The organism is Janthinobacterium sp. CG_23.3 (assembly GCF_046115965.1).
Classification (GTDB): domain Bacteria; phylum Pseudomonadota; class Gammaproteobacteria; order Burkholderiales; family Burkholderiaceae_D; genus Janthinobacterium.
In genome coordinates this window covers 1-25,830 of record NZ_JBJXIB010000014.1, presented here as the reverse complement: position 1 = coordinate 25,830, position 25,830 = coordinate 1, and the positions used below count along the sequence as shown (strand labels likewise).

The following is a 25,830-nucleotide window of genomic DNA, read 5'->3' as shown; positions in this document are numbered from 1 at the left end:
CCTCGTCTTGTTCAATTGTGTCCGGCATGGCCGGAAGGCTTGCGTACCGTCATTTCCACGTCCGGCGACGTGGCCGCCGGCGCCATCAACTTGCCGCCGGCCTTGCCACTGCGCACAGGCGCGGGCAAGGCACCGGTCCATTCATAGGCGAGCGTGCCGGCCGGGTGCCGGTACCAGCCGGGGTCGCGGTAGTCGCCCGGCTTTTGCTCCCTGCGCACCTTGACAACGGTGAACATGCCACCCATGCCGACGCCGCCGAACGGCCCCTTGCCGCCCATCATAGGCAGCGTATTGTCCGGCAGCGGCATCTCCATCTCGCCCATATCGGCCATGCCGCGCTCGCCCATGACCATGTAATCGGGCACCAGCTTGTTGATCTTCTCGGCCATGCCGCGATGGTCTACCCCAATCATCGTCGGCACGTCGTGGCCCATCGCGTTCATCGTGTGGTGCGACTTGTGGCAATGGAAAGCCCAGTCGCCCGGCTCGGTGGCCTCGAATTCGATCGCCCGCATCTGGCCGACGGCGACGTCGGTGGTCACCTCCGGCCAGCGCGACTCCGGCCGGGTCCAGCCGCCATCGGTACCGGTGACCATGAATTCGTGGCCGTGCAGGTGGATCGGATGGTTGGTCATCGTCAGGTTGCCGAAACGGATGCGCACCTTGTCGCCCAGGCGCGCGACCATCGGGTCGATGCCCGGGAAAACCCGGCTGTTGAAGGTGAACAGGTTGAAGTCCGTCATCGTGTTGATTTTCGGCGTGTAGCTGCCGGGATCGATATCGTAGTTGCTCAGCAGGAACACGTAATCGCGGTCCACCTTCATGAAATTCGGGTCCTTCGGATGGGTCACCCAAAAACCCATCATCCCCATCGCCATCTGCGTCATTTCGTCGGCGTGCGGATGGTACATGAAGGTACCGGGGCGGCGCGCGACGAATTCGTAGACGAAGGTCTTGCCCGGCGCAATGCCCGGCTGGGTCAGGCCGGTGACGCCGTCCATACCGTTGGGCAAGCGCTGGCCGTGCCAATGCACGCTGGTGTGCTCGGGCAAGCGGTTGGTGACGAAAATGCGCACGCGGTCGCCCTCCACCACTTCGATGGTCGGACCGGGCGATTGGCCGTTGTAGCCCCACAGATTGGCCTTCATGCCGGGCGCCAGCTCGCGCACCACCGGCTCGGCGACGAGGTGGAACTCCTTGACGTTGTTGTTCATGCGCCAGGGCAGCGACCAACCGTTCAGCGTGACGACCGGGTGAAAGGGCCGGCCGCTCGGCGGCAGCGGCGGCGCCTGGGTGGCGGCGTCGGCCATGCTGGCGGCTTCCGGCAACGACGCCGCGCCGACGCGGCTGACGGCGGCCGCGCCCATCGCCAGCACGCCGGCGTTTTTAAAGAAGTCTCTACGTGTGCTCATGCTTATTCCTTTGCGGCCGCGCCGGCGCCGTTGATGGCCGACTGCAACTCGGTTTGCGCGATCCAAAAGTCGCGCTGGGTTTCAATCGCCGTGTTGACGCTGCCGATTTGCTCGCGCGCGTCGGACAGTAGCTCGAACACGCTGGCCAGCATGCCGTTGTAGCGCAACAGCACCTCGTCCGAGATCTTCTTGCGCAGCGGCACCACCTCGTCGCGCTGGTGGCGCGCCAGGTCGTAGGCGACGCGGTAGGCCGAATACGCCTCGCGCACCTCCGAGCGCGCCCGCACGGCGCTGTCGGCGCTGCGGTGCACGGCCTGCATGTAGAGCGCCTCGGCCTTCGCCGTGCGCGCCCCGCCCCAGTCGAACAGCGGCAGCTCCAGCGCGATTTCATAGCCGTTTTCGCGCGGCTTGCCGCTGGCGCTCTTGTTGATGTAGCCGGCGTCGAGCACATTGACAAAGCCGGTGGCCCGGGTCAGCCCCAGCGCGCGGGCGCTGGCCGCCGCGTCGTGCTTGCTCATTTGAATATCGAGGCGGCGCTGCATCGCCAGCGACTCGATGTCGGCCATGTCGTCGGGCGCCTGGGGCAAGTCCGGCAAGCGCTCGGGCAACGTGAACGCGGTCTGGCCGCCCCACAGGCCGAGCAGGCGCGTCAGTTGCTCGCGCGCGGCCGTGGCGGCATGCCTGGCGCGCGCGAACTGGGCCATCGCGTCGGCGTAGAACACTTGCTCGCGCGCCTGGTCGAGCTTGCTCCAATTGCCGGCCCGCCGCATCCGCGCGGCCAGCTCGGCACCGGCCTCGGCCGCGCCGGCGGCCTGCTCCATATAACTGGCCGTCTGCTGCGCGGCGACCGCGTTGAACCAGGCGCGGCGGGTATCGGCGGCCAGTTTCACCGCCTGCGACGCCGCCTGCAACTTGGCCTGCTCGAAACGGCCGCGCTCGATGCCGCTGCGCACCGGCAAGGTCAGCAAGCCGACCAGGTCGAACATTATGCCGCGCTCGATTTCGCTCTCGCCGCCGCCGTGCATGCGGCCGAACGACAAGCCGGGATTGCGCATGCGCCCGGCCTGCACCAAGTCGGCCTCGGACGCGCCCAGCTCGGCCAACGCCACTTTCAGGCCGCGGTTGTTCATCAGCGCCACGCGCACGGCGGCCTCGGCGTCGAGAGGCTGGGCCAACAGCGCCGCCAGTTCGGGCGCGTTGTCGGCGCCGGCTCGCGGCAGCGCCTGGCCGGTGCGCTCCCGCGTCATGGCCGAGATCGAGTCGAGCCCGCCGTCCTTGGAAAAGCTGGCGCATCCGCTCAGTAGCAACGCCGCCAGAGCCAGCGCCATCGGCGTCAGGCGTCTTGTGTGGATAGTCGGCATGCTCATTTCCCCTTCTGCTGGTGTTGCATATGCATGTCGTGGCCCGCGTGCGGGTCGGCGGCTGCCGGTGCCGGCTTCGACTCGGCCTTGCCGGGTGTGGCGGCCGGAGCCGCGGCGTGGTCCATATGCGCCATGCCGCCGCCCTCGACTTCCTTGTTGACGGCGCGCCAAACCTTGTCCGGCGAGTCTTTCTGTTCGGTAGCGGGCCGATACTGCGCAAATACCGAATCGTAGCGCGTGGCGGGCACCGGAGCGAGCGCGTCGGCGGGCTCGCTGGCCGGCTCGGCAAAAACGGCGAGCGGCAGCAAGGCCCACGCCAACAGCGCGAGACAGTGTATTGATTTCATTGGTAAATCCTCGAATGCGATTGAGACGATGCGTCCGGCGCGATGGCAGATTATCGCGGCAGCGCTACAGGCGTTCAGGCGTGGCTGTGCCGAGGGGGGCGTTCCAGGCCGCCGGGGATGTAGCCCGAGACCAGCGGCGCGGGCGTCAGTGCGACCGCTGCGGAACCGTGGGGAATTGTTGGCAGGCTCGGCCAGGATGGCGGCGCGCAGGCGCCAACGCAGCAGGCCGCGCAGGCGCTACAACTGGAATCGTCGAGGCAACCCTGGACCGGCGTGTCGGCGTGCGCGTGTTGCGCGGTCGCTTCGTGATGGTCGTACCCGGCGTTGTGATGGTCGTGCCCGGCTTCGTGCGTCTGCACCGTTTTCGGTGCCGCATGGTCGCCACAGATCCTGAGCGCGGCGGCAAACCCTTGCAAGGGCAGCGCGGCGAGCAAACACCAGAGCATTAATCTGACCAGGATGCGGTTCATCGAAATGGAGTATGAAGTAAACAAGCACACTGTAAACCTTACCACCGGGGTAAGGTCAAGGGCTACTTGCGCTGAACAAGAAGCAGGCGCAAGGGTATCGGCCTACGCTATCACGAACAAGCGCCGCCGCAGGCAGCCAGGCAGCTCGCATCCAGCGACATGGACGCAATTTCAGCGGCCGCGCTCCCGTCGTCCAAACTATAGACCGGCGCGAATCCACCGCCCGGCGTTCGGAAATTCGTGGTCTGGCCCTGATATACCCGGGCGGCCGTCCATTGCACCCGGCCGTCATAAACATAGCTGCGCAAGTCGAACTTGAGTGGCTCGGGATTGGCTTGGGTGCCATTGACACGCTCGCCTGGCGGGACGAGCAGTTGCGCAATATAATCGCCGGCAAGAATGTCCTCCCACACACGCTTCGTCAACTTCTCGCCCCTGTACGCGGCCTTGCCGCCATAGCCGGCCAGCGGCTTAAAGAAGAGCCGCCGGCGATTCGCCCATAGACGCTGCGCATTCGCGGCATCGACCAGTTCCGTGTGCGGGATGTTCTCCAGCAAAATTTTTCGCACGCCGCCGGGCACGCCCAGCTCCGCTAGTTGAAGCTCATCGGAAAGCAACACCAAATTTCGCTTGTTGGCGCATAGCGCATGCGCCTGCGGATGAGGTGTCAGCACGACCGCGCGGTCGAGGTAAGCGGCGCGAAGCGACGCACAAGCGGACGATTCCAACATGAAGTCGGTGAGCCGGTTGTAGAGCAAGTCAATTTCCAGCTCTCCGTGGCGCAGCACGCCGCCGTGGAAGCTCAGCTCCGAGGGCGCTGCGATGACGGCACGCACACCGTGGCGCTCGAACAGGCGCTGAAACAGAATGAATTCGGGATAGAGATACTGTTGCTCCGGAGCCTCGTCTACGATGGCGATGCTGCGAAGCGGACGCTGGCGCGCGGAGGCGCCCCACTCCGCCTCAAACATCGTGAATATGCTTTCCTCAAGCGTGGCGCCTGTGGCGATTGCCGCCGCAAGCGCCGGGGCGCTAAGGCAGCAAGACAGATGTGCCTTTGCCATCATGGCGTTCAACATCGCCCCGCCGGCGTTGGTGTTGATCTCGATGAGTGCCAACACGTCGCCGCGCAAATGGAAGTCGTATCCGTAGAACACACCCTTGGCGCCGCCGGGGTCGTGCCGGGCGATTGCAGGCGCACCTGCCAGCACCTTTGCGCGATAGGCCGGCATGGCAATGACGGACTCAATCGCTTCAACGACCCCGGCGATGCGCGCGCTCTGACTATCCGACACGAATATCGGGCGTGACGAAAACAAAAACGGGCATCGAGATTCGACCAACTCGTACAGCTCCGGGGAGTCGAGGTCATCCGACAGCGCCAGCCGAAGCGCGTCCTTATCCAGGCTGCTGCAAAAACAGCTGCTGTTGAGCGTCTCCGCGGGCTGCAAAGCCCGCGCGTTGACAGGCGCCCCGCCGTTGAGTTGAGAATGTGGCGTATCCAATGTTTTTACCTTTCCATGCTGTCGTCTTGTTCGCGGCCAGGTGCCGCATCCATTCCTTACTTGGCGTTGCGTAGTCGCAAAGCGTTTGCGATCACCGATACTGAACCCAGACTCAAGGCAAGTGCGGAACTGGCGCAAGGAAGGACGATACCAGCAAGGCCGAACAAGCGCTCGGAACCACCCGTATTGGACACACCCTATTCGTCTAATTGCTCAGCCCCGCCCCGCGCATGAGCAGGCGCATCAGCCACGCGGCCAGCGCCAGCGCCGCCACGCTGGCCGACCAGATGACGATCAGCCAGCCCAGCCGTTTCCACCACGGGCTGCGCCGCATCAGTGGTAGCCCTCGCCGTGGCTGACCTTGCCGCGGAAGACATAGTACGCCCAGCCAGTGTAGACCAGGATCATCGGGATGATCAGCAGCGCGCCGACCAGCGTGAAGCCGAGGCTTTGCGGCGGCGACGCGGCCTGCCAGATCGTCACCGACGGCGGGATGATGTGCGGCCACAGGCTGATGCCCAGCCCGCTGTAGCCTAGAAACACCAGCGCCAGCGTGTAGATGAACGGCAGCGCCTGTTGCCGCAGCCGCAGCGAGCGGTGCAGCAGCCAGGCGCTGGCCAGCACCAGCAGCGGCACCGGCGCGAACCAGTACAGATTGGGCAGACTGAACCAGCGGCGGGCGATGGCGGCGTCCTGCAGCGGCGTCCACAAGCTGATCGCCGCGATCACCGCCAGCAATAGCCACACCAGTTTGCGCGTGATGGCGTAGGCGCGCCGCTGCAAGTCGCCGTCGGTCTTCATAATCAGCCAGGTGCTGCCGAGCAAGGCGTAGGCGACCAGCAGCCCGGCGCCGGTGAAGATCGAGAACGGCGAAATCCAGTCCAGCGGTCCGCCCGCATACACCCGCCCGGCCACCGGCACGCCCTGGATGTAGGCGCCCAGCGTGACGCCCTGGAAAAACGTCGCCGCGACCGAGCCGCCAATGAACGCCTTGTCCCAGAAGTGGCGCTCGTGCTCGCGTGCCTTGAAGCGGAATTCAAACGCCACGCCGCGGAAGATCAGGCCCATCAGCATGAAGATCAGGGGCAGGTAGAAGGCGCTCAGCACCACCGCGTAGGCTTGCGGGAAGGCCGCCATCAGGCCGGCGCCGCCCAGCACCAGCCAGGTTTCGTTGCCGTCCCACACGGGGGCGACGGTGTTCATCATCACGTCGCGCTCGTCCTTGTCGGCGAAAAACGGGTACAGGATGCCGATACCCAGGTCGAAGCCGTCCATCACCACGTACATCATGATGCTGAACAGGATGATGAGCGCCCAGATTAATGCCAGATCGATACCCATTTAGCTCACTCCTTCTTGTTGGCTGGGGTCGCCGGTGTTGCTGTCGCTCGACGCCGACAGCGGCCGCGCCGGCGTGCGCTCGTGGCCGGGGCCGCCCTCGTCCACGCGCCCGCCCTCGTTGGGCTTCGGCCCCACCCGGATCAGACGGAACAGGTAGCCGATGCCGGTGCCGAACACCGCGCAGTAGATCAGCACGAACAGCACCAGCGTCACGCCCAGCTCGGTGGGGCCGTGCGCCGACACCGCGTCTTCCGTGCGCAGCAGGCCGTAAATGGTCCACGGCTGGCGCCCGATCTCGGTGGTGAACCAGCCGGCCAGCATGGCGACGACGCCCGCCGGCCCCATCAGCAAGGCGCAGCGCAGGAACAGGCGCGCGCGCCACAGCTTGCCGCTGCGCCACAGCCACGCGCCCCAGGCGCCGAGCGCGATCATCAGCACGCCCAGGCCGACCATCACGCGGAAGGTCCAGAACACGACGGTGGCGTTGGGGCGGTCGCGCGGCGCGAAGTCCTTCAGCGCCGGCACTTTGCCGTCCCAGTCGTGCGCCAGGATCAGGCCGCCCAGGCGCGGCACCTCGATCTTGAAGCGGGTTTCCTCGCGCTCCATGTCGGGCCAGCCGAACAGGATCAGCGGCGTGCCGCCCTCGGCCTCGTTGTGCCAGTGCCCTTCCATCGCGGCGATCTTGGCCGGCTGGTATTGCAAGGTGTTCAGGCCGTGGAAGTCGCCGATGACGGCCTGGATCGGCGCGACGATCAGCACCAGCCACAGGCCCATCGCCATCATCTTGCGGATGGCCGGGTTGTCGGTGCCGCGCAGCAAATGCCAGGCGGCCGAGGCCACCACCAGCAGCGCCGTCGCCAGGAAGGCGGCCACGCTCATGTGCAGCAGGCGGTAGGGGAAGGACGGGTTGAAGATCACCGCCAGCCAATCGACCGGAATGACGCGACCGTCCACCACCGCGTGGCCCTGCGGCGTGTGCATCCAGCTGTTCGAGGCGATGATCCAGGTGGCCGAAATCAGCGTGCCCAGCGCCACCATCGCCGTCGACATCATGTGCAGCGCCGGGCCGACCTTGTTCCAGCCGAACAGCATCACGCCCAGGAAGCCGGCTTCGAGAAAGAAGGCGGTCAGCACTTCGTAGGTCAGCAAGGGGCCGGTGATGCTGCCGGCGAACTGTGAAAATTGGCTCCAGTTGGTGCCGAACTGGTAGGCCATCACCAGGCCGGAGACGACGCCCATGCCGAAGTTGACGGCGAAGATTTTCGACCAGAAATGGTACAGGTCGCGGTAGACCTGCTGGCGCGTGCGCAGCCAGCTTGCCTCCAGCACCGCCAGGTAACTGGCCAGCCCGATGGTGATGGCGGGGAAAACGATGTGGAACGAAATCGTGAAGCCGAATTGGATACGGGCCAGTTCGAGCGCTGTGAGACCAAACATAATACCTTCCCGGCGAAGCGTGTACTTGAAGGCCCCCACTGTAGAGCTAGGCGGAAAGACATACCAGACTCAGAAACGGGAGAAAAAACCGGATCAGTTTGCGCGGCGAACTCGACCGACGTGCGGGCGCCAATGCAAGAAGCCGCTTTTCAGCGGCTTCCCCGGGATGGACCGATGCCGATCAGGCCGGCACGGCGTGCTTCTCGACCCAGCCGACATACAGCGTCATCCAGCCCTGCAGAAACGCCAGGCTGGCCGGGCCGATGTTGCCGGCCTCGTCGAACAAGCCTTCCTTGGCTTGGATAAAGGCTTCCGGCTGGCCCAGCGTCGGCACGTCCAGGTAGCCGAGGATGTTGCGCAAGTGCTGCTGCGCCAGCGCGGTGCCGGCGGCGCCGACCGACACGCCCAGCACGCCGGCCGGTTTGCCGGCCCAGACGCTCTGCCCGTACGGACGCGACGCGTGGTCGATGGCGTTTTTCAGCACGCCGGGAATCGAGCGGTTATATTCGGGCGTGACGAACAGCAAGCCCTGGGCGCCGGCGATCTGCGACTTCAGCCGCTTGACCTGCTCGGACGGCGCGCCGTCGTGGTCTTGGTTGTACAAGGGCAAATCGCCGATCTCGACCTGCGTGAACGAAAAATGCGCCGGCGCCAGCTTGGCGATGGCGCCCGCCATCTTGCGGTTGAACGAATCCTGGCGAAGGCTGCCGACGACGACGGCAATATTAAATTGGCTCATGAAATCCCCGAAAATGAGTATAGAAAAACAAGGCGTGCCGCCTATATTGGCACAAAATCATCACCTCTGCCGCACCTTACCGGCGCCAAACAAGGCGCAGCCGCGCCGCCGTGCAAGCATGGCGATGCGACACTCCCGGGGGCGGATCTCGACATGGCGGCTTTCGCGTGTCGATGCAACAAGCGTATCCATGGTGGGCAAGGCGTCGATGTGGAGCTTGCCGCGCGAAGTGATCGACGCCGTGCCGGATGCTCGGCGGGCGCAACCCGGCCGGGGGCGCCCACATTGCCGCCGGCAAGCCGGGAATTGGTGCGATCAAACCATACTCCGGCTTAAAGCGGGGTGCGGATGCCGGCTCAAGAAGGGGTGATCGAGAATGACAACAACGGGGTCTCGGCATGGCGGTTTCCTTACTGAAACCTGCCATTTCAAGACCCCAAGCTTGTTGCGTCAGGCGCCGGTGTATTCGCGGTAGTAGCGCCGGCCGAGGTTGGTCAGCACTTCGTAGCCGATGGTGTTGGCCAGGCTGGCCACGGCGTCGACCGGGTGTTCGGCGCAGATCAGGTCGACCAGGCTGCCCGCGGCGACGCGTTCGCGCGCGATGGCGCTGACGTCGAGGGTGATGCTGTCCATCGAAATGGCGCCGATCTGCGGCACGCGCACGCCGTCGACGACGGCCACGCCGTTGTTGCTCATGCTGCGCATCCAGCCGTCGGCGTAGCCCACCGAGACGGTCGCCACCTGCCGCGTTTCGCTGGCGGTGTAGCGGCGGCTATAGCCGACGTGGTCGCCCGGTTCGATGGTACGCGTTTGCAGGATTTTTCCCTGCAGCCGCACCACCGGGCGCATCGGGTTGGCCGCGCCGGCCACCGGGGCGATGCCGTACAGCGCCGCGCCCGGGCGCACCAGCTCGAAGTGGTAGGCCTTCGGCAGGAAGACGCCGGAGGAGTTGGCGAAGCTGGCCGGGCAGGCCGGCGCCCGCGCGCGGATCGCGTTGAAGCGCGCCAGTTGCAGCGCGTTCATCGGGTTGTCCGGCTGGTCGGCGCACGCCAGGTGGCTCATCAGGTATTCCAGTGCGATGCCGTCGAGGAAGTGCGGGTCGGCCAGCCATTCGTCCACTTCGGCCGGCGCCATGCCCATCCGCGACATGCCGCTGTCGACCTGGATCAGGGCGCCCAGCGTGCGCCCCAGCGCCGCGGCGTGGGCGCGCCAGCCGGCCACTTGCTGCACGCTGTTGAGCACCGGGGTCAGGCCGTTGGCGGTGAAGTCGGCGTCGGTGCCCACCGGCGGGCCGTGCAGCACGATGACGGCGGCGTCCGCCGCGACGTGGCGGCGCAGCGCGATGCCTTCGTCGAGGTGGGCGACGAAAAAGTGCCGGCAGCCTTCGTCGTACAGCGCGGCGGCGACGGCAATCGCGCCCAGGCCGTAGGCGTCCGATTTCAGCACCGCCGAGCAGGCCGCCGGCGCGGCGCGCGCGCGCAGCAGCCGGTAGTTGGCGCGCACCGCGTCGAGGTCGATGGTGAGGATGGCGCCGCTGCGGTTCTTGTGCGGGTTCGGCGCCATGTTTACGCCCCGGCCAGGTTCAGGCCGCTCCGCCGCGGCGCGCCGCTGTAGCGCGATACCGACAGGTCGTCGGCGCGAATGGCCGGCTGTTTCAACGAGATCAGGTCGGCCAGCATTTGCGCCGAACCGCACGACATGGTCCAGCCGAGCGTGCCGTGGCCGGTGTTCAGGTACAGGTTGCGCAGCGGCGTGCGCCCGACGATGGGCGTGCCGTCCGGCGTCATCGGCCGCAGCCCGGTCCAGAATTCGGCCTTGGCGGTGTCGCCGGCGCCGGGGAACAGGTCGTTGACGACCATTTCCAGCGTGGCGCGGCGGCGCGGGTTCAGGCGCGTGTCGAAGCCGGCGATTTCGGCCATGCCGCCGACGCGGATGCGGTCGTCGAAGCGCGTCACGGCGATTTTGTAGCTCTCGTCGAGGATGGTCGACACCGGCGCGCGCGCGGCGTCGACGATCGGCACGGTGATCGAGTAGCCCTTCATCGGATACACCGGAATGTTCACCAGCGACTTGAGCAAGGTGGTCGAGTAGGCGCCCAGGGCGACGACGTAGGCGTCCGCCTTGACCACCTCGGCGCCGCAGCGCACGCCGGCGATGGCGCCGCCGGCCACGTCGAGGCCGTCGATGGCGACGTTGTAGCGGAACTTCACGCCCAGCGCCGCCGCCATCGCCGCCAGGCGGGTGGTAAACAGCTGGCAGTCGCCGGTTTCGTCGTTCGGCAGGCGCAGGCTGCCCACCAGTTTGTGTTTGATGGCGCCCAGCGCCGGCTCGGCGCGCGCCAGTTCGTCGCGCGTCAGCAGTTCGTACGGCACGCCGGAGTCCTTCAGCACCTGGATGTCCTTGGCGGCGTCGGCGAATTGTTTTTCAGTGCGGAACAATTGCATCGTGCCCTGCTGCCGGCCTTCGTAGTTGATGCCGGCCTCGGCGCGCAAGGTCTTGAAGCAGTCGCGGCTGTACTCGGCCAGGCGCACCATGCGCTCCTTGTTGACCGCGTAGCGCTCGTGTGTGCAGTTACGCAACATCTGCCACATCCATTGCAACTGGAACATCGTGCCGTCCGGCGCGACGGCCAACGGCGAGTGGCGCTGCAGCATCCATTTCATGGCTTTCAGCGGAATCCCCGGCGCCGCCCACGGCGAGGCGTAGCCCGGCGAGATTTGCCCGGCGTTGGCGAAGCTGGTTTCCAGCGCCGGACCCGGTTGGCGGTCGAGGACGGTAACGTCGTGTCCCTGCTTGGCCAGATAATAGGCGGTGGTAACACCGATGACGCCGCTACCAAGAATCACGATACGCATAATTTCCTCGCTTGAATTTCGACCAGATTGCCAGATTAACCGCTATCATATTGGGAATTGAACAGCATTTGTTCACGTATAAAATGGAATATTCAGTAATTAATCATGCGAATTCTTAAAGAGTCGTCGCGCGGCCTCGACAAGCTCGACCGCCACATCCTGCGCATCTTGCAACGCGAGGGCCGCATTTCGATGAAGGACCTCGGCGAGCGCGTCGGCTTGTCGATCACGCCCTGCATCGAGCGCGTCAAGCGCATGGAGCGCGACGGCGTCATTACCGGATATTACGCCAAGGTCGAGCCCGCCGCACTGGGGGCGCGGCTGCTGGTGTTTGTCGAGATCACGCTGAACCAGAAGTCGGCGATGGCCTTCGAACAGTTCCGCCGCGAAGTGCTGCGCATTCCCGAGGTGCAGGAATGCCACCTGGTGTCGGGCGACTTCGACTACCTGATCAAGGCGCGCATCCACGAGATGGCCGAATACCGCAAGCTGCTCGGCGACATGCTGCTGCAACTGCCCGGCGCGGCGCAGTCGAAGAGCTATGTGGTGATGGAGGAGATCAAGGAAACGCTGGAGCTGTCGACCGAGGCGCTGTAGCCGGCGCCGCGTTCACGCCACCGGCAGCGCGCCGTGGATCAACTGGTGGTAGCGGAACGCCTCGCGGATGTTCTCGCGCAGCGCCGCGTCGTCCCACGGCTTGGTGTAGAAACGGTAGATTTCGCCGCGGTTGATGGCGTTGAGCACCGAGTCGAGGTCGGCGTAGCCCGACAGGATGATGCGGATGGTGCCCGGGTGGATCTTCTTGACGCGGCTGAAGAATTCGGTGCCGTTCATCGCCGGCATGCGCTGGTCGCTGATCACCACCTCGACCTGGTGCAGCGCCAGCAGGTCGAACGCCTGCTGCGGCGTGTCGGCGCGCAGGATGGTGTAGCCGTCGGCGCGGAACAGGCGCGCCAGCGCCGACAGCACGTTCGGCTCGTCGTCGAGCAGCAGCAACGTCGGCTTGCGCGCGCCCGGCTGCCCATCCGGCGCCGGCGCGCCCTCGCGGCGCAGCAGTTCGGCCAGCTGCTCGGCCGGCAGCGGCCGGCTGAAATGGTAGCCCTGCATCTCGTCGCACTGGTGGCGCCGCAGATAGGCCAGTTGCGCCGCCGTCTCGACGCCCTCGGCGATGATCTTGAAATTGAGGCTGTGCCCGAGCGCGATCACCGAGCGCACGATGGCCGCCCCGCTCGGGTCGCCGAGCATGTCGCGCACGAAGGACTGGTCGATTTTCAGGTAGTCGAGCGGGAACAGCTTCAGGTAGGCCAGGCTGGAGTAGCCGGTGCCGAAGTCGTCGATCGACAGCGCGACGCCCAGCGCCTTCAGGCGCGCCAGCGTCGCCACCGCCTCGTCGATATTGTCCATCATCAGGCTTTCGGTCAGCTCCAGTTCGAGAAACCGCGCCGCCAGGCCGCTGGCGGCGAGCGCGCGCACGACGTCGTCGGCCAGGCCGGGGTCGCGGAACTGGCGCGCCGACAGGTTCACCGCCACCCGCAGGCGCGGCAGGCCGGCGTCCTGCCAGGCCCGGTTCTGGGCGCACGCGCTCTGCAGCACCCATAGGCCGATCGACACGATCAGGCCGGTTTCCTCGGCCACGCCGATGAAGCGCGCCGGCGCCACCATGCCCAGTTGCGGATGCTGCCAGCGCAGCAAGGCTTCCATGCCGACCACCCGGCCGCTGCGCAAGTCCAGCCGCGGCTGGTAGTGCAGACTGAATTCCTGGCGCGCCAGCGCGCCGCGCAACTGCGTCTCGATCAAGGTGCGTTCGGCGATGCGCGCCTGCATCGCCGGCGCGTAGAACTGGACCTGGTTGCGCCCGGCGTCCTTGGCGCGGTACATCGCGATGTCGGCGTGCTTGAGCAGCAATTCGGCGTCGGCGCCGTCCTGCGGATACAGGCTGACGCCGACGCTGCAGGTGACGGTGACGTCGTGCTGCCCGAGCCGGACCGGCGCCGCCACCGCGTCGAGCACGCTGTTCAGCAAGGCCGGCGACAAGCGCGTCTGCGGCGTGTCGAGCAGGACCAGCATGAACTCGTCGCCGCCCAGGCGCGCCACGGTGTCGCTGTCGCGCAGGCAAGCGCGCAGGCGCGCGCCGACCACGCGCAGCAACTGGTCGCCCATCTGGTGGCCAAGGCTGTCGTTGATGAGCTTGAAGTGGTCGAGGTCGATGAACACCGCCCACACCGCGTGGCCGTAGCGTTGCGCGTAGCTGAGCGCCTGCGCCAGCCGGTCGCCCAGCAAATTGCGGTTCGGCATGCCGGTCAGGGCGTCGTGGTTGGCCTGGTGCTCCAGCTGGGCCTGGTAGCGCATGGTTGCCGTCATGTCGTTCAACACGCACACGTGGTGGCTGACGCGTCCGCCGGCATCGCTCACCGGCGCCACGTGCAACTGGCACCAGAACAGCGTGCCGTCCCGGTGGTAATGGCGCAGCAACATCGACACCTCTCCCTGCGCGTGCAGGGCGCCGCGCAGCGCGGCGCGGTCGTCCGGGTCCGGCGCCTGGCCCAGCAGCAATTCCAGGTTGCGCCCGACCAGCTCGTCGGCGGCATAGCCGGACAGCGTCGCCAGCGCCGGGTTGGCGTACTCGATCAGGTCGGCGCCGTCGCGGTAGCTGGTGATGGCGATGGCGTTGACGCTGGCCTCGATCGCCCGCCCCCGCAACTGCAGCGCCAGCAAGGAGCGGTTGCGCTCGGTCATGTCGTGCACGAACACGAAGCGCGACGCCCTGCCGGCAATCGTCACCGCGTGCGAGGAAATGTCGACGGCGATGCGGCTGCCGTCCTTCTTGACATGGGTCCACTGGCTCGAGTGGTGCGGCCGCGTCGGCGAGGACGCCGCCAGGTCGCCGGCCAGCCGTTCCAGCTCCTCGGACGGGCGGATGTCCTTGATCGTCATTTGCAGGAACTCCGCCTCGGTGTAACCGTAGTGGCTAACCGCGGCGGCGTTGACGACCTGAAAGCGCAGCGTTTCCAGGTCATACACCCACATCGGATAGGGGTGGCCTTCGAACAGGCGCTTGAAGCGCGCTATCGAGTCGTAGGAGGCGACGTCGCCGAACGCCGCCGCGCGCGGCCGGCGCCCGCGCCCGCCCGATCGTTGTTGCCTGCCGTGCCGCCCTGTCGCCATCCAAACAGCCCCATCGGAAAACGCCCGCCCCTCACCGGGCGGATTCCTATTCATGGTATCAGAATCCAGCCATGATTTACCGCACGGAAGGATTTCGCCGCGGCGGGCCGGGCCCGGGCGTATCGAAACGGCAAAAGTACCGTTTACCGATACCTTGCGGTCCGCATAACGCGCCTTCCGACAAATAGATCGTGCTTTCGCTGGGAATTGGCGACACTAGGCCCCGATATCAAGGCCGCGCACCGATTCCAGTCCCGGCCTGACCATACCCCCGCGCTTGCGACGCGCCAGGCGGGCCCGGCCGCAGACTCGAACGATGCATAAGCGGAGCACATCTTGATGAAAATGATCGCAAAAATCGCCCTGGGCTGCCTGGCCGCGCTGGCCATCGCGGGCTGCGCCGCGACCTGGCAGCATGCCAGCGCGGCGCGCCGGGCCGAGGCGCCGGAGCACAGCATCACCGTCGGCAAAACCACCAAGACCGAGTTGGACACCGCGCTAGGCCAGGCCACCGCGATCAGCCTCGACAGCGGCTACGACGTCTGGGTCTACAAGAACAAGGAGGAGGATGCCGGCCTGGCGCGCTACCTGCCCCTGATCGGCCGCACGGCGCTCTTCGGCCCGGCGCATCGACGCGAAGTGATCGTGCTGTTCCGCCCGGACGGCGTGGTCAAGAAATACCGGGTTCACCGCTACCGCGGTTAAGCGGGCGCGCCAAAAAAACCACCGGCGCAGAACCGGGGTCCGGCGACGATGCCGTCCACTGAACGTGGCGTCGGTCGGATGAGCGCTGCGTAATCGGGCAATGTTGGCCGAAGCGGGTCGCGCCGCTCCGGGCCAACGTTGTCGGGCGGCTAAGCCGCGCTAGGCAAATCGCGCTAACAAGCTTACTCGCTCCAGTCGCGCGAACGGTCGACCGCGCTTTGCCACTTGTGCAAGCGGCTCAGGCGCTCGTCGGCGGCCATGTTCGGCTCGAAGCGGCGCGCCATCTTCCACTGCGAGGAGATTTCCTCCAGCGACGCCCAGAAGCCCACGGCCAGGCCGGCCAGATAGGCCGCGCCCAGCGCCGTCGTCTCCGTCACCACCGGACGCACCACCGGCACGTCGAGGATGTCTGCCTGGAACTGCATCATCATGTCGTTGCGGGCGCCGCCGCCGTCAACCCGCAGTTCGGTCAGCGGAATGGCGGCGTCCTTCTGCATCGCGCTCAGCACGTCGACGTTCTGGTAGGCCACGCCTTCCAGCGCGGCGCGGGCGATGTGCGCGCGCGTGGTGCCGCGCGTGATGCCGACCAGCGTGCCGCGGGCGTACGGGTCCCAATACGGCGCGCCCAGGCCGGCGAAGGCCGGCACGAAGACCATGCCGCCGGTGTCGGGCACGCTGGTGGCCAGCGCCTCGACCTCGGACGAGTCGCGGATGATGCCCAGGCCGTCGCGCATCCACTGCACGGCGGCGCCGGCGACGAAGGCGCTGCCCTCCAACAAATAATCGGTGGACGCGGCGGCGCCCTGCCCCAGGCTCCAGCCGATGGTCATCAGCAGGCGGTTTTTCGAGGCGATCGGCTGCTTGCCGACGTTCATCAGCATGAAGCAGCCGGTGCCGAAGGTGTTTTTCGCCATGCCCGGCTTCAAGCAGACCTGGCCGAAGGTGGCCGCCTGCTGGTCGCCGGCGATGCCGGCGATCGGCAGCGGCGCGCCCAGCAGCTCGGCGCGGGTGTGCGCCGCCACGCCGCTGCTGGGCACGATGGCCGGCAGCAGCGAGGCGGGAATGTCCAGCAGCGCCAGCAATTCCTCATCCCATTGCAACGTGTGGATGTTGAACAGCATGGTGCGCGCCGCGTTGCTCGGGTCGGTGATGTGTTCACCGCTCATCTTGTAGATCAGCCAGGTGTCGATGGTGCCGAATGCCAGCTCGCCGCGCTCGGCGCGTTCGCGCGCCCGCGGCACGTTGTCGAGCAGCCATTTCAGCTTGGTGCCGGAGAAGTAGGCGTCCAGCACCAGCCCGGTCTTGTCCTGGAACAGCCCGGCCTTGCCCTGCTCCTGCAACTGTTCGCAGAAGGCGGCGTTGCGCCGGTCTTGCCAGACGATGGCGTTGGCCACCGGCTCGCCGCTGGCGCGGTCCCACAGCACCGTGGTTTCGCGCTGGTTGGTCACGCCGATGGCGGCGATGTCGGCGACGCCGACGCCGCTCTCGCGCAGCAACTGGTGCACCACGCCGATCTGCGATTCCCAGATCTCGTTGGCGTCGTGCTCGACCCAGCCCGGCTGCGGGAAGATCTGGCGGAATTCCTTCTGTGCGCTCGCGTGCGGATGGCCCGCGTGGTCGAACAGGATGGCGCGCGAACTGGTCGTGCCCTGGTCCAGGGCGAGAATGTATTTGGTCATGTTTGAAGACGATATGAAAACGGGAAGGCATCGGTCGGCCCAGGACGAACCGATGATACCTTCCCGGCAAGCGGAATGCGCTGTTTGGACCCGCGGCGTGCCGCGGCTTGCCACAGCTCTTACTTGACGCGGCCTTCCTTCCAAGCCTGCAGCAGCTTGTCGTAGGCGATGGTTTCGCCCTTCGGTTTTTCGTTCGCCAGCTTCTTCCACGGCGCGGCCGTGTCCGACAGGTACTTGTTAGGGTCGCCTTTCGGGTTCAGCTTCGGTGCGCAGGCTTTCATGCCGGCGCGCTCCAGGCGCGACATCACTTGGTCCATTTCCTCGGCCAGGTTGTCCATCGCCAGTTGCGGCGTTTTCTCACCGGTCACGGCCTGGGCCACGTTTTTCCACCACAACTGCGCCAGCTTCGGATAGTCCGGCACGTTGGTGCCGGTCGGCGTCCACGCCACGCGCGCGGGGCTGCGGTAGAACTCGATCAGGCCGCCGTATTCGTTGGCGTGCTTGGTGAAGTAGTCGTGCTTGATATCGGATTCGCGGATAAACGTCAGGCCGACGATCGATTTCTTCAGCGACACCGTTTTCGAGGTCACGAACTGCGCGTACAGCCAGGCCGCCGCCTTGCGGTCGTCCGGGGTGGACTTGAAGAAGGTCCAGGAACCGACGTCCTGGTACCCGTTCTGCATGCCCTCTTTCCAGTAGGGACCGTGCGGCGACGGCGCCATGCGCCATTTCGGCGTGCCGTCCTTGTTCATCACCGGCAGGCCCGGTTTCATCATGCCGGCGGTGAACGCGGTGTACCAGAAGATCTGCTGGGCGATTTCGCCCTGCGCCGGCACCGGGCCGGATTCGGAGAAGTTCATGCCGTTCGCCTGCGGCGGCGCGAACTTCTTCATCCAGTCGACGTACTTGGTCAGCGCGTAGACGGCGGCCGGCGAATTGGTGGCGCCACCGCGCGAGACCGAGGCGCCCACCGGCGTGCACTTGTCGGCGGCGACGCGGATGCCCCACTCGTCGACCGGCAGGCCGTTCGGGATACCCTTGTCGGCGGCACCGGCCATCGACAACCAGGCATCGGTGAAGCGCCAGCCCAGCGACGGGTCTTTTTTGCCATAATCCATGTGGCCGAACACCTTCTTGCCGTCGATTTCCTTGACGTCGTTGGTGAAGAAGGCGGCGATGTCCTCATAGGCCGACCAGTTCTGCGGCACGCCCAGGTCGTAGCCGTATTTGGCCTTGAACTTGGTTTGCAGGTCCTTGCGCGCGAACCAGTCGGCGCGGAACCAGTAAACGTTGGCGAATTGCTGGTCGGGCAGCTGGTACAGCTTGCCGTCCGGCGCCGTGGTGAAGCTGGTGCCGATGAAATCCTTCAAATCCAGGCCCGGATTGGTGTAATCCTTGCCGGCCGCTTTCATGTAATCGGACAGCGGCTCAATGGCGCCGTAGCGATAATGGGTACCGATCAAATCGGAGTCCGAAACCCAGCCGTCGTAAATGCTTTTACCCGATTGCATCGAGGTCTGCAGTTTCTCGACGACGTCGCCTTCCTGGATAATGTCGTGCTTGACCTTGATACCGGTGATTTCTTCAAACGCCTTGGCCAGGGTCTTCGATTCGTAGACGTGGGTGTCGATGGTTTCCGACACCACGCTGATTTCCTTGATGCCTTTTTTCTTCAACTTGTCGGCGGCTTCGATAAACCACTTCATTTCTTCCATCTGCTGCGCCTTGCTCAGGCTGGACGGTTGAAACTCTTTGTTGACCCAGGTTTCAGCCGACTTGGTGTCGGCCAAAGATGCGCCCGACACCAGCATCGCGGCAGCCGCGAGGGCCGTGAATTTCAATTTCATCTTCAATCTCCTTTTTATAGTTCGAACATCCCAACGATTTAACCCCAACGCATTACCACCAACAACACAACAAAACTCACTCCGGCGCCGATCGCTTGCGGAATCTCCGGGGTAGTGAAAGCGGCCCAAGCGAGATTAACATACGCCGCCGTCAACAAGCTAATGAATAAGCGGTCGCCGCGCGTCGTCGGCATAGGCAAAAACCCCTTGCGCTCGATACTCGGCGATTTGATCTGCCACAGCGTCATGCCGATCAACATCGTCACAATCGCGACGAAGAAAATCGCCACCGGCGGGGTCCAGTTCATCCACGCAAACAGGCTTTCCGTATTTTCCATTTTTTATACCCTTCCCATCGCGAAACCTTTGGCAATGTGATGCCGAACAAACCAGATCACCAACGCACCCGGAACAATTGTCAGCACGCCGGCCGCGGCCAACACGCCCCAGTCCATCCCCGCCGCCGACACGGTCCGCGTCATCGTCGCGGCGATCGGTTTGGCGTTGACCGAGGTCAGGGTGCGCGCCAGCAGCAGTTCAACCCAGCTGAACATGAAGCAGAAGAACGCCGTCACGCCAACGCCGGACTTGATCATCGGCAGGAAGATCTTGACGAAGAATTTCGGGAAGCTGTAGCCGTCGATATACGCCGTCTCGTCGATTTCCTTCGGAATGCCGGACATGAAGCCCTCCAGTATCCACACCGCCAGCGGCACGTTGAAGACCATGTGCGCCAGCGCCACGGCCAGGTGGGTGTCCATCAGGCCCACCGACGAGTACAACTGGAAGAACGGCAGCAGGAACACCGCCGGCGGCGTCATGCGGTTGGTCAGCAACCAGAAGAACAGGTGTTTGTCGCCGATGAAGGAGTAGCGCGAAAACGCGTACGCCGCCGGCAAGGCCACCGCCACCGAGAACAGCATGTTCATGGCGACGTATATCATCGAGTTGATATAGCCGCTGTACCACGAGGCGTCGGTGAAGATGGTCTTGTAGTTGTCGAACGTCAAGTGCCGCGGCCACAGGCTGAGGGTGCCAACGATTTCCTCGTTGGTCTTCAGCGACATGTTCAGCATCCAGTAAATCGGCAACAGCGACAGTAGCAGGAAGGCCACCAGCAAAGGCCCGGCAATACGTTTATTCATCATTTTTCGTCTCCGGTGCCGACACGCTGCATCCAGGTGTACAGGACAAAACAGAACAGCAGGATAATCAGGAAGTAGATCAGCGAGAACGCCGACGCGGGTCCCAAGTCAAACTGGCCAACGGCTTTTTGCGTCAGGTATTGCGACAGGAAAGTTGTCGCGTTACCCGGTCCGCCGCCGGTCAGCACGAACGGCTCGGTGTAGATCATGAAGCTGTCCATGAAGCGCAGCAACACCGCGATCATCAAGACGTTGCGCATCTTCGGCAACTGGATATAGCGGAACACCGCGATACGCGAGGCGCCGTCGATACGCGCCGCCTGGTAGTAGGCGTCGGGAATCGCGCGCAGGCCGGCGTAACCGAGCAGGGCCACCAGCGGCGTCCAATGCCAGATGTCCATCAGCATCACGGTGAGCCAGGCGTCGGTGGCGCTGCCGCTGTAGTTGTAGTTGATGCCCAGCGAGTTCAGGCTGTAACCCATCAGGCCAATGTCGCCGCGGCCGAAAATCTGCCAGATGGTGCCGACCACGTTCCATGGGATCAGCAGCGGCAGCGCGATCAGCACCAGCGCCATCGACGCCTTCCAGCCGTGCGCCGGCATGCACAGGGCGATCAGGATGCCCAGCGGAATCTGGATCGCCAGCACCGACAGCGAGAACACCAGTTGGCGGATCAGCGCGCCGTGCAGGTCGGCGTCGAGCAGCACCATGCGGAACCATTCGGTGCCGACGAATACCTTCTGGGTCGGGCTCAGGATGTCCTGGACCGAGTAGTTCACCACCGTCATCAACGGCAGGATGGCCGAAAAGGCGACGCAGATGATGACGGGCAGAATCAGAAACCAGGCCCGGTTGTTATATGTTTTTTTCATTAGGCCACCCGTTTATCGTTGACGTAGTACAGGGTCCGCTCTTGCGGGAAGCGCAACCAGACCTGGCCGCCGGCGACGGCGTCGATGACGCGCACCTTCGCCGCCACCGTGTTCACGCCCAGGCGGAACTCGGCCAGGAAGTGGGTGCCCATATTGCGCACCGCCACCACCGTTGCCGGCACCGCGTCCGCTTGCGGCGCCGACAGGCATTCGACGAATTCCGGGCGCACGCCCAGCGTGATCTTGCCGGTGGCGCCGGCCAGCGCGGCCTTGGCCTTGTCCGACAGCGGCATGCTGTGGTCGGCGACGCGGATGGCGCCGTCCTGCACCGAGCAGTTCAGCAAATTCATGCCGGGGTTGCCGATGAAGTAGCCGACGAAGGTGTGCTCGGGTTCCTCGAACAGCGCCTGGGCGCTGCCGGTCTGCACCACTTCGCCCTGGGTCATGACAACCACCTGGTCGGCGAAGGTCAGCGCCTCGACCTGGTCGTGGGTGACGTAGATCAGCGACAACTTCAACTCGTGGTGGATTTCCTTGAGCTTGCGGCGCAACAACCATTTCAGATGCGGGTCGATCACCGTCAGCGGCTCGTCGAACAGCACGGCGGCGACGTCGGGACGCACCAGGCCGCGGCCCAGCGAAATCTTTTGCTTGGCGTCGACCGACAAGCCGCTGGCGCGGTGTTTCAGTTCGCCCATCATTTCCAGCATCTGCGCAACCTGCTCGACGCGCTTGCGGATGTCCTGCTCTTTCCAGCCGCGGTTGCGCAGCGGGAAGGCCAGGTTGTCGTAGACGGTCATGGTGTCGTAGATCACCGGGAACTGGAACACCTGGGCGATGTTGCGCGCCTCGGTCGGCAACTGCGTCACGTCCCTGCCGTCGAACAGCACCTTGCCGTGCGAAGGTTTGACCAGGCCGGAGATGATGTTGAGCAGCGTCGTCTTGCCGCAGCCGGAAGGCCCCAGCAAGGCGTAGGCGCCGCCGTCGTCCCAGGTCTTGGTCATCGGCCGCAACGCGTAGTCGGTCGGCTCGGTCGGGTTCGGTTTATAGGCGTGCGCCAGATCGATCAATTCAATGCGGGCCATGCTTATGCTCCGGAAAATGGCAGCGAGGGCGCGAACAACAAGGCGCCGTCGGGACTGAAAACAAACAGGGCTTCCGGCTTGCAGTACATATTGCAGACCGAGCCGATCTCCAGGTTGTGCACGCCGTTCAACTGCGCCACCAGGGCGATGTCGCCGCGGCGCGCGTGCACATAGGTTTCCGAGCCGCCGATTTCGGCCAGGTCGACCTGGGTCTCGATGGCGAATTCGGAAGGCGAACGGGGCACCAGGTGCAGGCTGTGGGCGCGCAGGCCGAGCGTGACCTCGGCGTGCTTGCCGGCCGCCTGGCGCTGTTCGGCGCTCAGCGGAATCGACAGGCCGGAGCCGAGGTGGGCGACGCCGGCGGCGTCGATCTTGCAGCGCATCAGGTTGATCGGTGGATCGCTGAAGGTGCGCGCGACCTGCACCGAGTTGGGCGCGTTGAACACGTCCAGCGTGCGGCCTTGTTGCAGCAGGCGCCCTTCGTGCAGCACCGAGACGTAACCGCCAAGTTGCAGCGCTTCCAGCGGTTCCGTGGTGGCGTAGACCACCGTGGTCTTGCCGTCCGAGAACAGGTCGGTCAGCTCGCGGCGCAATTCCTCGCGCAGCTTGTAGTCGAGGTTGACCAGCGGCTCGTCGAGCAGCAACAGGTCGGCGTCCTTGATCAGCGCGCGCCCCAGCGCGCAGCGCTGCTGCTGGCCGCCGGACAGTTCGCCGGGGGTGCGTTGCAGGTACGGCGTGATGTGCAGGCGCTCGGCCAGGTCCAGCACGCGCGGACGGATCTGCGCCTCCGGCACCTTGCGGATGCGCAGCGGCGAGGCGATGTTGTCGTACACGCTGAACGCCGGGTAGTTGATGAACTGTTGGTACACCATCGCCAGGTTGCGTTTGCTGACCGACACACCGGTGACGTCGCGCCCGTCGACCAGCACTTTGCCGGCGCTGGGCCGGTCCAGCCCCGCCATGACGCGCATCAGGCTGGTTTTGCCGGCCTTGGTGGTGCCCAGCAGCACGTTGATCGCGCCGGGCACCAACGATAGCGACATCGGGTACAAATGGTCTTCAGCACCATATTTGCTGCTGATATTTTCCAGTACGAGTTGCACTTGGTCCTCCTCCTTGATTGTTTCTCTCTTGATTCCGCCGCGCTCTCTGATATGGATCGCGATCGCACTGCCCAACACGTCAAAACCAGCTGATCGCCTATCCGCGATTCGCTGCCAACCATGCATCGAGTTTGACGGCGGTGTCCGCGGGCAAATGCAGCCCCAGCTTGGAACGGCGCCATAGAATATCCTTGGCGCTGCCGGCCCATTCATGTGTGCGCAAGTACTCGACCTCGGCCGCGTACAGGCCGGCGGCGATTTCCTCGCCCATGTCGGCCAGCCGCGCGCGCCGGGCCAGCATGGCGTGGATACGGGTGCCGTAGGCGCGCGCGTAACGCGCCACCACCTTCGGCGCCAGCCAGGCGTACTGTTGTTGCAAGCCGTGCACGAACTGGCTGAATTCCAGCACCGAGCGGTTCTGCGGCGTCGGGCCGAACACGTCGCCGCCGGGCAGGCAAGCCGTTTCGGTCCAACTGCCGTGCTGGTTCTTCAGCACCGGCGCGATCAGGTCGACGGCTTCTTCGGCGAGCTTGCGGAAGGTCGTGATCTTACCGCCGAAAATGCTCAGCAGCGCGGGGCCGTTCTGGTCCAGCTCGAAGCGGTAGTCGCGCGTCACCGCTTTGGCGTCGGCCGCCTCGTCCTCGACCAGCGGGCGCACGCCCGAGTAGGTCCAGACCACGTCGGCCGGCTTGATCGGTTTGCTGAAGTAATAGCTCGACAGCTCGCACAGGTAATTGATTTCGTCCTGGTCGATGGCGACCTTGTTGGTGTCGCCCTTGTAATCTAGGTCGGTGGTGCCGATCAGCGTGAAATCCTGCTCGTACGGAATGGCGAAGACGATGCGCCCGTCCGGATGCTGGAAGATATACGCGTTGTCATGCTCGAACAGGCGCTTGACGACGATGTGGCTGCCCTTGATCAGGCGCAGGCTCTTGCCCTTCGCCTCAGGCGCGGCCGTTTGCAGGAAGTCGGCGGTCCAGGGGCCGGTGGCGTTGACCATGCAACGCGCCTTGACGCTGATTTCCCCGCCGTCCTTGCGCACCAGCTTGGCGTGCCACTTGTCGGCATGGCGCTCGACGCTGGCGCAGCTGGTCTGCGTGAAGACGCTGGCGCCCTTCTCCTTGGCGTCCATCGCGTTCAGCACCACCAGGCGGGCGTCGTCGACCCAGCCGTCGGAGTACACGAAGCCGCGGGTGAACTCGGGCTTGAGCGGCTTGCCGGCCGCGTGGGTTTTCAGGTTGACGCCGCGCGAGCCGGGCAAAATTTCGCGCTTGGCCAGGAAGTCGTACAGGAACAGGCCGGCGCGTATCAGCAGCGCCGGGCGCTGGCCCTTGGCGTGCGGCATCACGAAGCGCAAAGGCCACATAATGTGCGGCGCCGAGCGCAGCAACACTTCGCGTTCGATCAGCGCCTTGCGCACCAGATTGAATTCATAGTATTCCAGGTAGCGCAAGCCACCGTGGATCAGCTTGGTGGAGGCGGACGAGGTGTGCGACGCCAGGTCGTCCTTCTCGCACAAAACCACCGACAGTCCGCGGCCGGCGGCGTCGCGCGCGATACCGGCGCCGTTGATGCCGCCGCCCACCACCAGGACGTCGCAATCGATATTGTGCTGCGCTGAAGCCATCTCATTCCCGAATCAAGGAGTTTGTTGTGCAGTGCGTGCATAAGGGGACTATGCAGGGCGCGCTACTCTGGTTAAGATACAGAGCATAAGATACGACAAAATACGAAAGAGTAGCAACATATTCTTATAATTTCTTGTTCGTTTTTGTTCGTTTGTGGTTCCACAGAAGAAAAGTGATAAAAATATGACACTCAATCCCCGCCAACGGAGACTACTCGAAGCGGTACGCCAGAAAGTGACGATGTCCGTCGAGGAGCTGGCGCAGCAACTGGACGTGACGCCGCAAACGGTGCGGCGCGACGTCAAGCAGATGGAAGAGGCGAAGCTGCTGGCGCGCTACCACGGCGGCGTCGGCCTGCCCTCGTCGGTCGAGAACATCGACTACAGCCAGCGCCAGACGCTCAACAGCGAAGCGAAGCGGCGCATCGCCGGCGCGGTCGCCGAGTTCGTGCCGAACGGCTGCTCGCTGTTGATCAACATCGGCACCACCACCGAGGAGGTGGCGCGCGCGCTGGCCCACCACAAGGGCTTGCACGTGGTGACCAACAACCTGAACGTGGCGGCGATCCTGGCCGACAACGCCGACTGCGAAGTGATCGTCGCCGGCGGCGTGGTGCGCGGGCGCGACCGCGGCATCGTCGGCGAGGCGACCATCGACTTCATCCGCCAGTTCAAGGTCGACATCGGCATCATCGGCATCTCCAGCATCGACGAGGACGGCAGCCTGCGCGACTTCGACGCGCGCGAAGTGAAGGTGGCGCAGGCGATCATCGAACAGTCGCGCGAAGTGTGGCTGGTGGCCGACCACGACAAATTCGGCCGTAAGGCGCTGGTGCGCATGGCCGACCTGTCGCAGATCGGCGTGCTGTTTACCGACGCCGAACCGCCGCCGCGCATGGTGCAGGTGCTGCGCGACGCCAAAGTGAAAGTCGTCGTCGCCCACTGAGTTGGATAGAAGCGCGCCGGCGCCGCTGAAACGCAAGCCAAAGCAAAGAGCCGGGGTCGGACCTTCGGGTCCGACCCCGGCGTTACGCCCTTGTTTTTGATTGTTTCAACGCCGGAGCCCTGCGCACCTACCGCGCGACCCTGTCCAGGTCGCGCTCCATCAGCGCCGCCACGTCCACCAGCAAATTGG

Annotated in this window: 23 protein-coding genes; 3 read left to right on the top strand and 20 right to left on the bottom strand. The window is 64.9% G+C overall.

Annotated features, from left to right (window positions below; all coding sequences use genetic code 11):
* Window positions 1-11: 11 nt before the first annotated feature.
* The 11 genes from ACFDR9_RS05985 to ACFDR9_RS05935 form a co-directional block, all read right to left on the bottom strand.
* Complete coding sequence (locus ACFDR9_RS05985) at window positions 12-1,412, bottom strand: multicopper oxidase family protein (protein WP_409030386.1); 1,401 nt, start codon at window positions 1,410-1,412, stop codon at window positions 12-14.
* A 2-nt stretch (window positions 1,413-1,414) separates the two neighbouring features.
* Entirely contained in the window at window positions 1,415-2,773 is a 1,359-nt protein-coding gene (locus ACFDR9_RS05980; RefSeq protein WP_409030407.1) for a TolC family protein, read from the bottom strand.
* 2 nt (window positions 2,774-2,775) lie between these two features.
* Complete coding sequence (locus tag ACFDR9_RS05975) at window positions 2,776-3,081, bottom strand: hypothetical protein (protein WP_157406533.1); 306 nt, start codon at window positions 3,079-3,081, stop codon at window positions 2,776-2,778.
* 113 nt (window positions 3,082-3,194) lie between these two features.
* A complete protein-coding gene (locus ACFDR9_RS05970) occupies window positions 3,195-3,590 on the bottom strand; it encodes a hypothetical protein (protein ID WP_409030385.1) in 396 nt (131 codons plus the stop codon).
* Window positions 3,591-3,700: 110 nt separating this feature from the next.
* The gene (locus ACFDR9_RS05965; protein ID WP_409030384.1) at window positions 3,701-5,095 is read right to left on the bottom strand and encodes a hypothetical protein; all 1,395 of its coding nucleotides are present in this window, start codon (window positions 5,093-5,095) and stop codon (window positions 3,701-3,703) included.
* Between the two features lie 205 nt (window positions 5,096-5,300).
* Entirely contained in the window at window positions 5,301-5,429 is a 129-nt protein-coding gene (locus ACFDR9_RS05960; protein WP_017876090.1) for a DUF2474 family protein, read from the bottom strand.
* Complete coding sequence (gene cydB, locus ACFDR9_RS05955) at window positions 5,429-6,436, bottom strand: cytochrome d ubiquinol oxidase subunit II (RefSeq protein WP_409030383.1); 1,008 nt, start codon at window positions 6,434-6,436, stop codon at window positions 5,429-5,431. Before cydB ends, ACFDR9_RS05960 begins: the two co-directional genes overlap by 1 nt.
* Complete coding sequence (locus ACFDR9_RS05950) at window positions 6,437-7,873, bottom strand: cytochrome ubiquinol oxidase subunit I (RefSeq protein WP_409030382.1); 1,437 nt, start codon at window positions 7,871-7,873, stop codon at window positions 6,437-6,439. It abuts the gene before it with no gap.
* A 181-nt stretch (window positions 7,874-8,054) separates the two neighbouring features.
* Entirely contained in the window at window positions 8,055-8,612 is a 558-nt protein-coding gene (locus ACFDR9_RS05945; protein ID WP_017876093.1) for an NADPH-dependent FMN reductase, read from the bottom strand.
* A 450-nt stretch (window positions 8,613-9,062) separates the two neighbouring features.
* Window positions 9,063-10,175: an alanine racemase gene (gene alr, locus ACFDR9_RS05940; RefSeq protein ID WP_017876094.1), complete on the bottom strand. Its 1,113-nt coding sequence runs from the start codon at window positions 10,173-10,175 to the stop codon at window positions 9,063-9,065.
* A 2-nt stretch (window positions 10,176-10,177) separates the two neighbouring features.
* Window positions 10,178-11,467, bottom strand: coding sequence for a D-amino acid dehydrogenase (locus tag ACFDR9_RS05935; RefSeq protein WP_409030381.1), 1,290 nt, complete (start codon window positions 11,465-11,467; stop codon window positions 10,178-10,180).
* A 105-nt stretch (window positions 11,468-11,572) separates the two neighbouring features.
* Between ACFDR9_RS05935 and ACFDR9_RS05930 the strand changes: the two genes are divergently transcribed.
* Window positions 11,573-12,064 (top strand): Lrp/AsnC ligand binding domain-containing protein, encoded by a 492-nt coding sequence (locus tag ACFDR9_RS05930; RefSeq protein WP_017876096.1) that lies wholly within the window; start codon window positions 11,573-11,575, stop codon window positions 12,062-12,064.
* A gap of 12 nt (window positions 12,065-12,076) precedes the next feature.
* Here the strand turns inward: ACFDR9_RS05930 and ACFDR9_RS05925 are convergent, their stop codons facing one another.
* On the bottom strand, window positions 12,077-14,632 hold the full coding sequence (locus ACFDR9_RS05925; protein ID WP_409030380.1) for an EAL domain-containing protein: 2,556 nt from the start codon (window positions 14,630-14,632) through the stop codon (window positions 12,077-12,079).
* Between the two features lie 339 nt (window positions 14,633-14,971).
* Here ACFDR9_RS05925 and ACFDR9_RS05920 point away from each other — a divergent pair, with 339 nt between their 5' ends.
* Entirely contained in the window at window positions 14,972-15,337 is a 366-nt protein-coding gene (locus ACFDR9_RS05920; protein ID WP_409030379.1) for a hypothetical protein, read from the top strand.
* Window positions 15,338-15,519: 182 nt separating this feature from the next.
* Here ACFDR9_RS05920 and glpK read toward each other — a convergent pair whose 3' ends face one another.
* The 8 genes from glpK to glpD all read right to left on the bottom strand — a co-directional run bounded on the left by glpK (window position 15,520) and on the right by glpD (window position 24,695).
* On the bottom strand, window positions 15,520-17,016 hold the full coding sequence (glpK, locus tag ACFDR9_RS05915; protein ID WP_017876099.1) for a glycerol kinase GlpK: 1,497 nt from the start codon (window positions 17,014-17,016) through the stop codon (window positions 15,520-15,522).
* Window positions 17,017-17,135: 119 nt separating this feature from the next.
* Window positions 17,136-18,863, bottom strand: coding sequence for an ABC transporter substrate-binding protein (locus ACFDR9_RS05910; protein WP_409030378.1), 1,728 nt, complete (start codon window positions 18,861-18,863; stop codon window positions 17,136-17,138).
* Between the two features lie 38 nt (window positions 18,864-18,901).
* Complete coding sequence (locus tag ACFDR9_RS05905; RefSeq protein WP_017876101.1) at window positions 18,902-19,201, bottom strand: DUF2160 family membrane protein; 300 nt, start codon at window positions 19,199-19,201, stop codon at window positions 18,902-18,904.
* Between the two features lie 3 nt (window positions 19,202-19,204).
* The gene (locus tag ACFDR9_RS05900) at window positions 19,205-20,008 is read right to left on the bottom strand and encodes a carbohydrate ABC transporter permease (protein ID WP_026132741.1); all 804 of its coding nucleotides are present in this window, start codon (window positions 20,006-20,008) and stop codon (window positions 19,205-19,207) included.
* On the bottom strand, window positions 20,008-20,880 hold the full coding sequence (locus tag ACFDR9_RS05895; RefSeq protein ID WP_017876103.1) for a carbohydrate ABC transporter permease: 873 nt from the start codon (window positions 20,878-20,880) through the stop codon (window positions 20,008-20,010). The genes ACFDR9_RS05900 and ACFDR9_RS05895 overlap by 1 nt, the downstream gene beginning before the upstream one ends.
* Window positions 20,880-21,965, bottom strand: a complete 1,086-nt coding sequence (locus tag ACFDR9_RS05890) for an ABC transporter ATP-binding protein (protein WP_409030377.1) — start codon at window positions 21,963-21,965, stop codon at window positions 20,880-20,882. Before ACFDR9_RS05890 ends, ACFDR9_RS05895 begins: the two co-directional genes overlap by 1 nt.
* A gap of 2 nt (window positions 21,966-21,967) precedes the next feature.
* On the bottom strand, window positions 21,968-23,068 hold the full coding sequence (locus ACFDR9_RS05885; protein ID WP_026132742.1) for an ABC transporter ATP-binding protein: 1,101 nt from the start codon (window positions 23,066-23,068) through the stop codon (window positions 21,968-21,970).
* Between the two features lie 97 nt (window positions 23,069-23,165).
* A complete protein-coding gene (gene glpD / locus ACFDR9_RS05880) occupies window positions 23,166-24,695 on the bottom strand; it encodes a glycerol-3-phosphate dehydrogenase (protein ID WP_409030376.1) in 1,530 nt (509 codons plus the stop codon).
* 184 nt (window positions 24,696-24,879) lie between these two features.
* Here glpD and ACFDR9_RS05875 point away from each other — a divergent pair, with 184 nt between their 5' ends.
* Window positions 24,880-25,641 (top strand): DeoR/GlpR family DNA-binding transcription regulator, encoded by a 762-nt coding sequence (locus ACFDR9_RS05875; protein WP_409030375.1) that lies wholly within the window; start codon window positions 24,880-24,882, stop codon window positions 25,639-25,641.
* The last annotated feature ends 189 nt before the right edge of the window (window positions 25,642-25,830 follow it).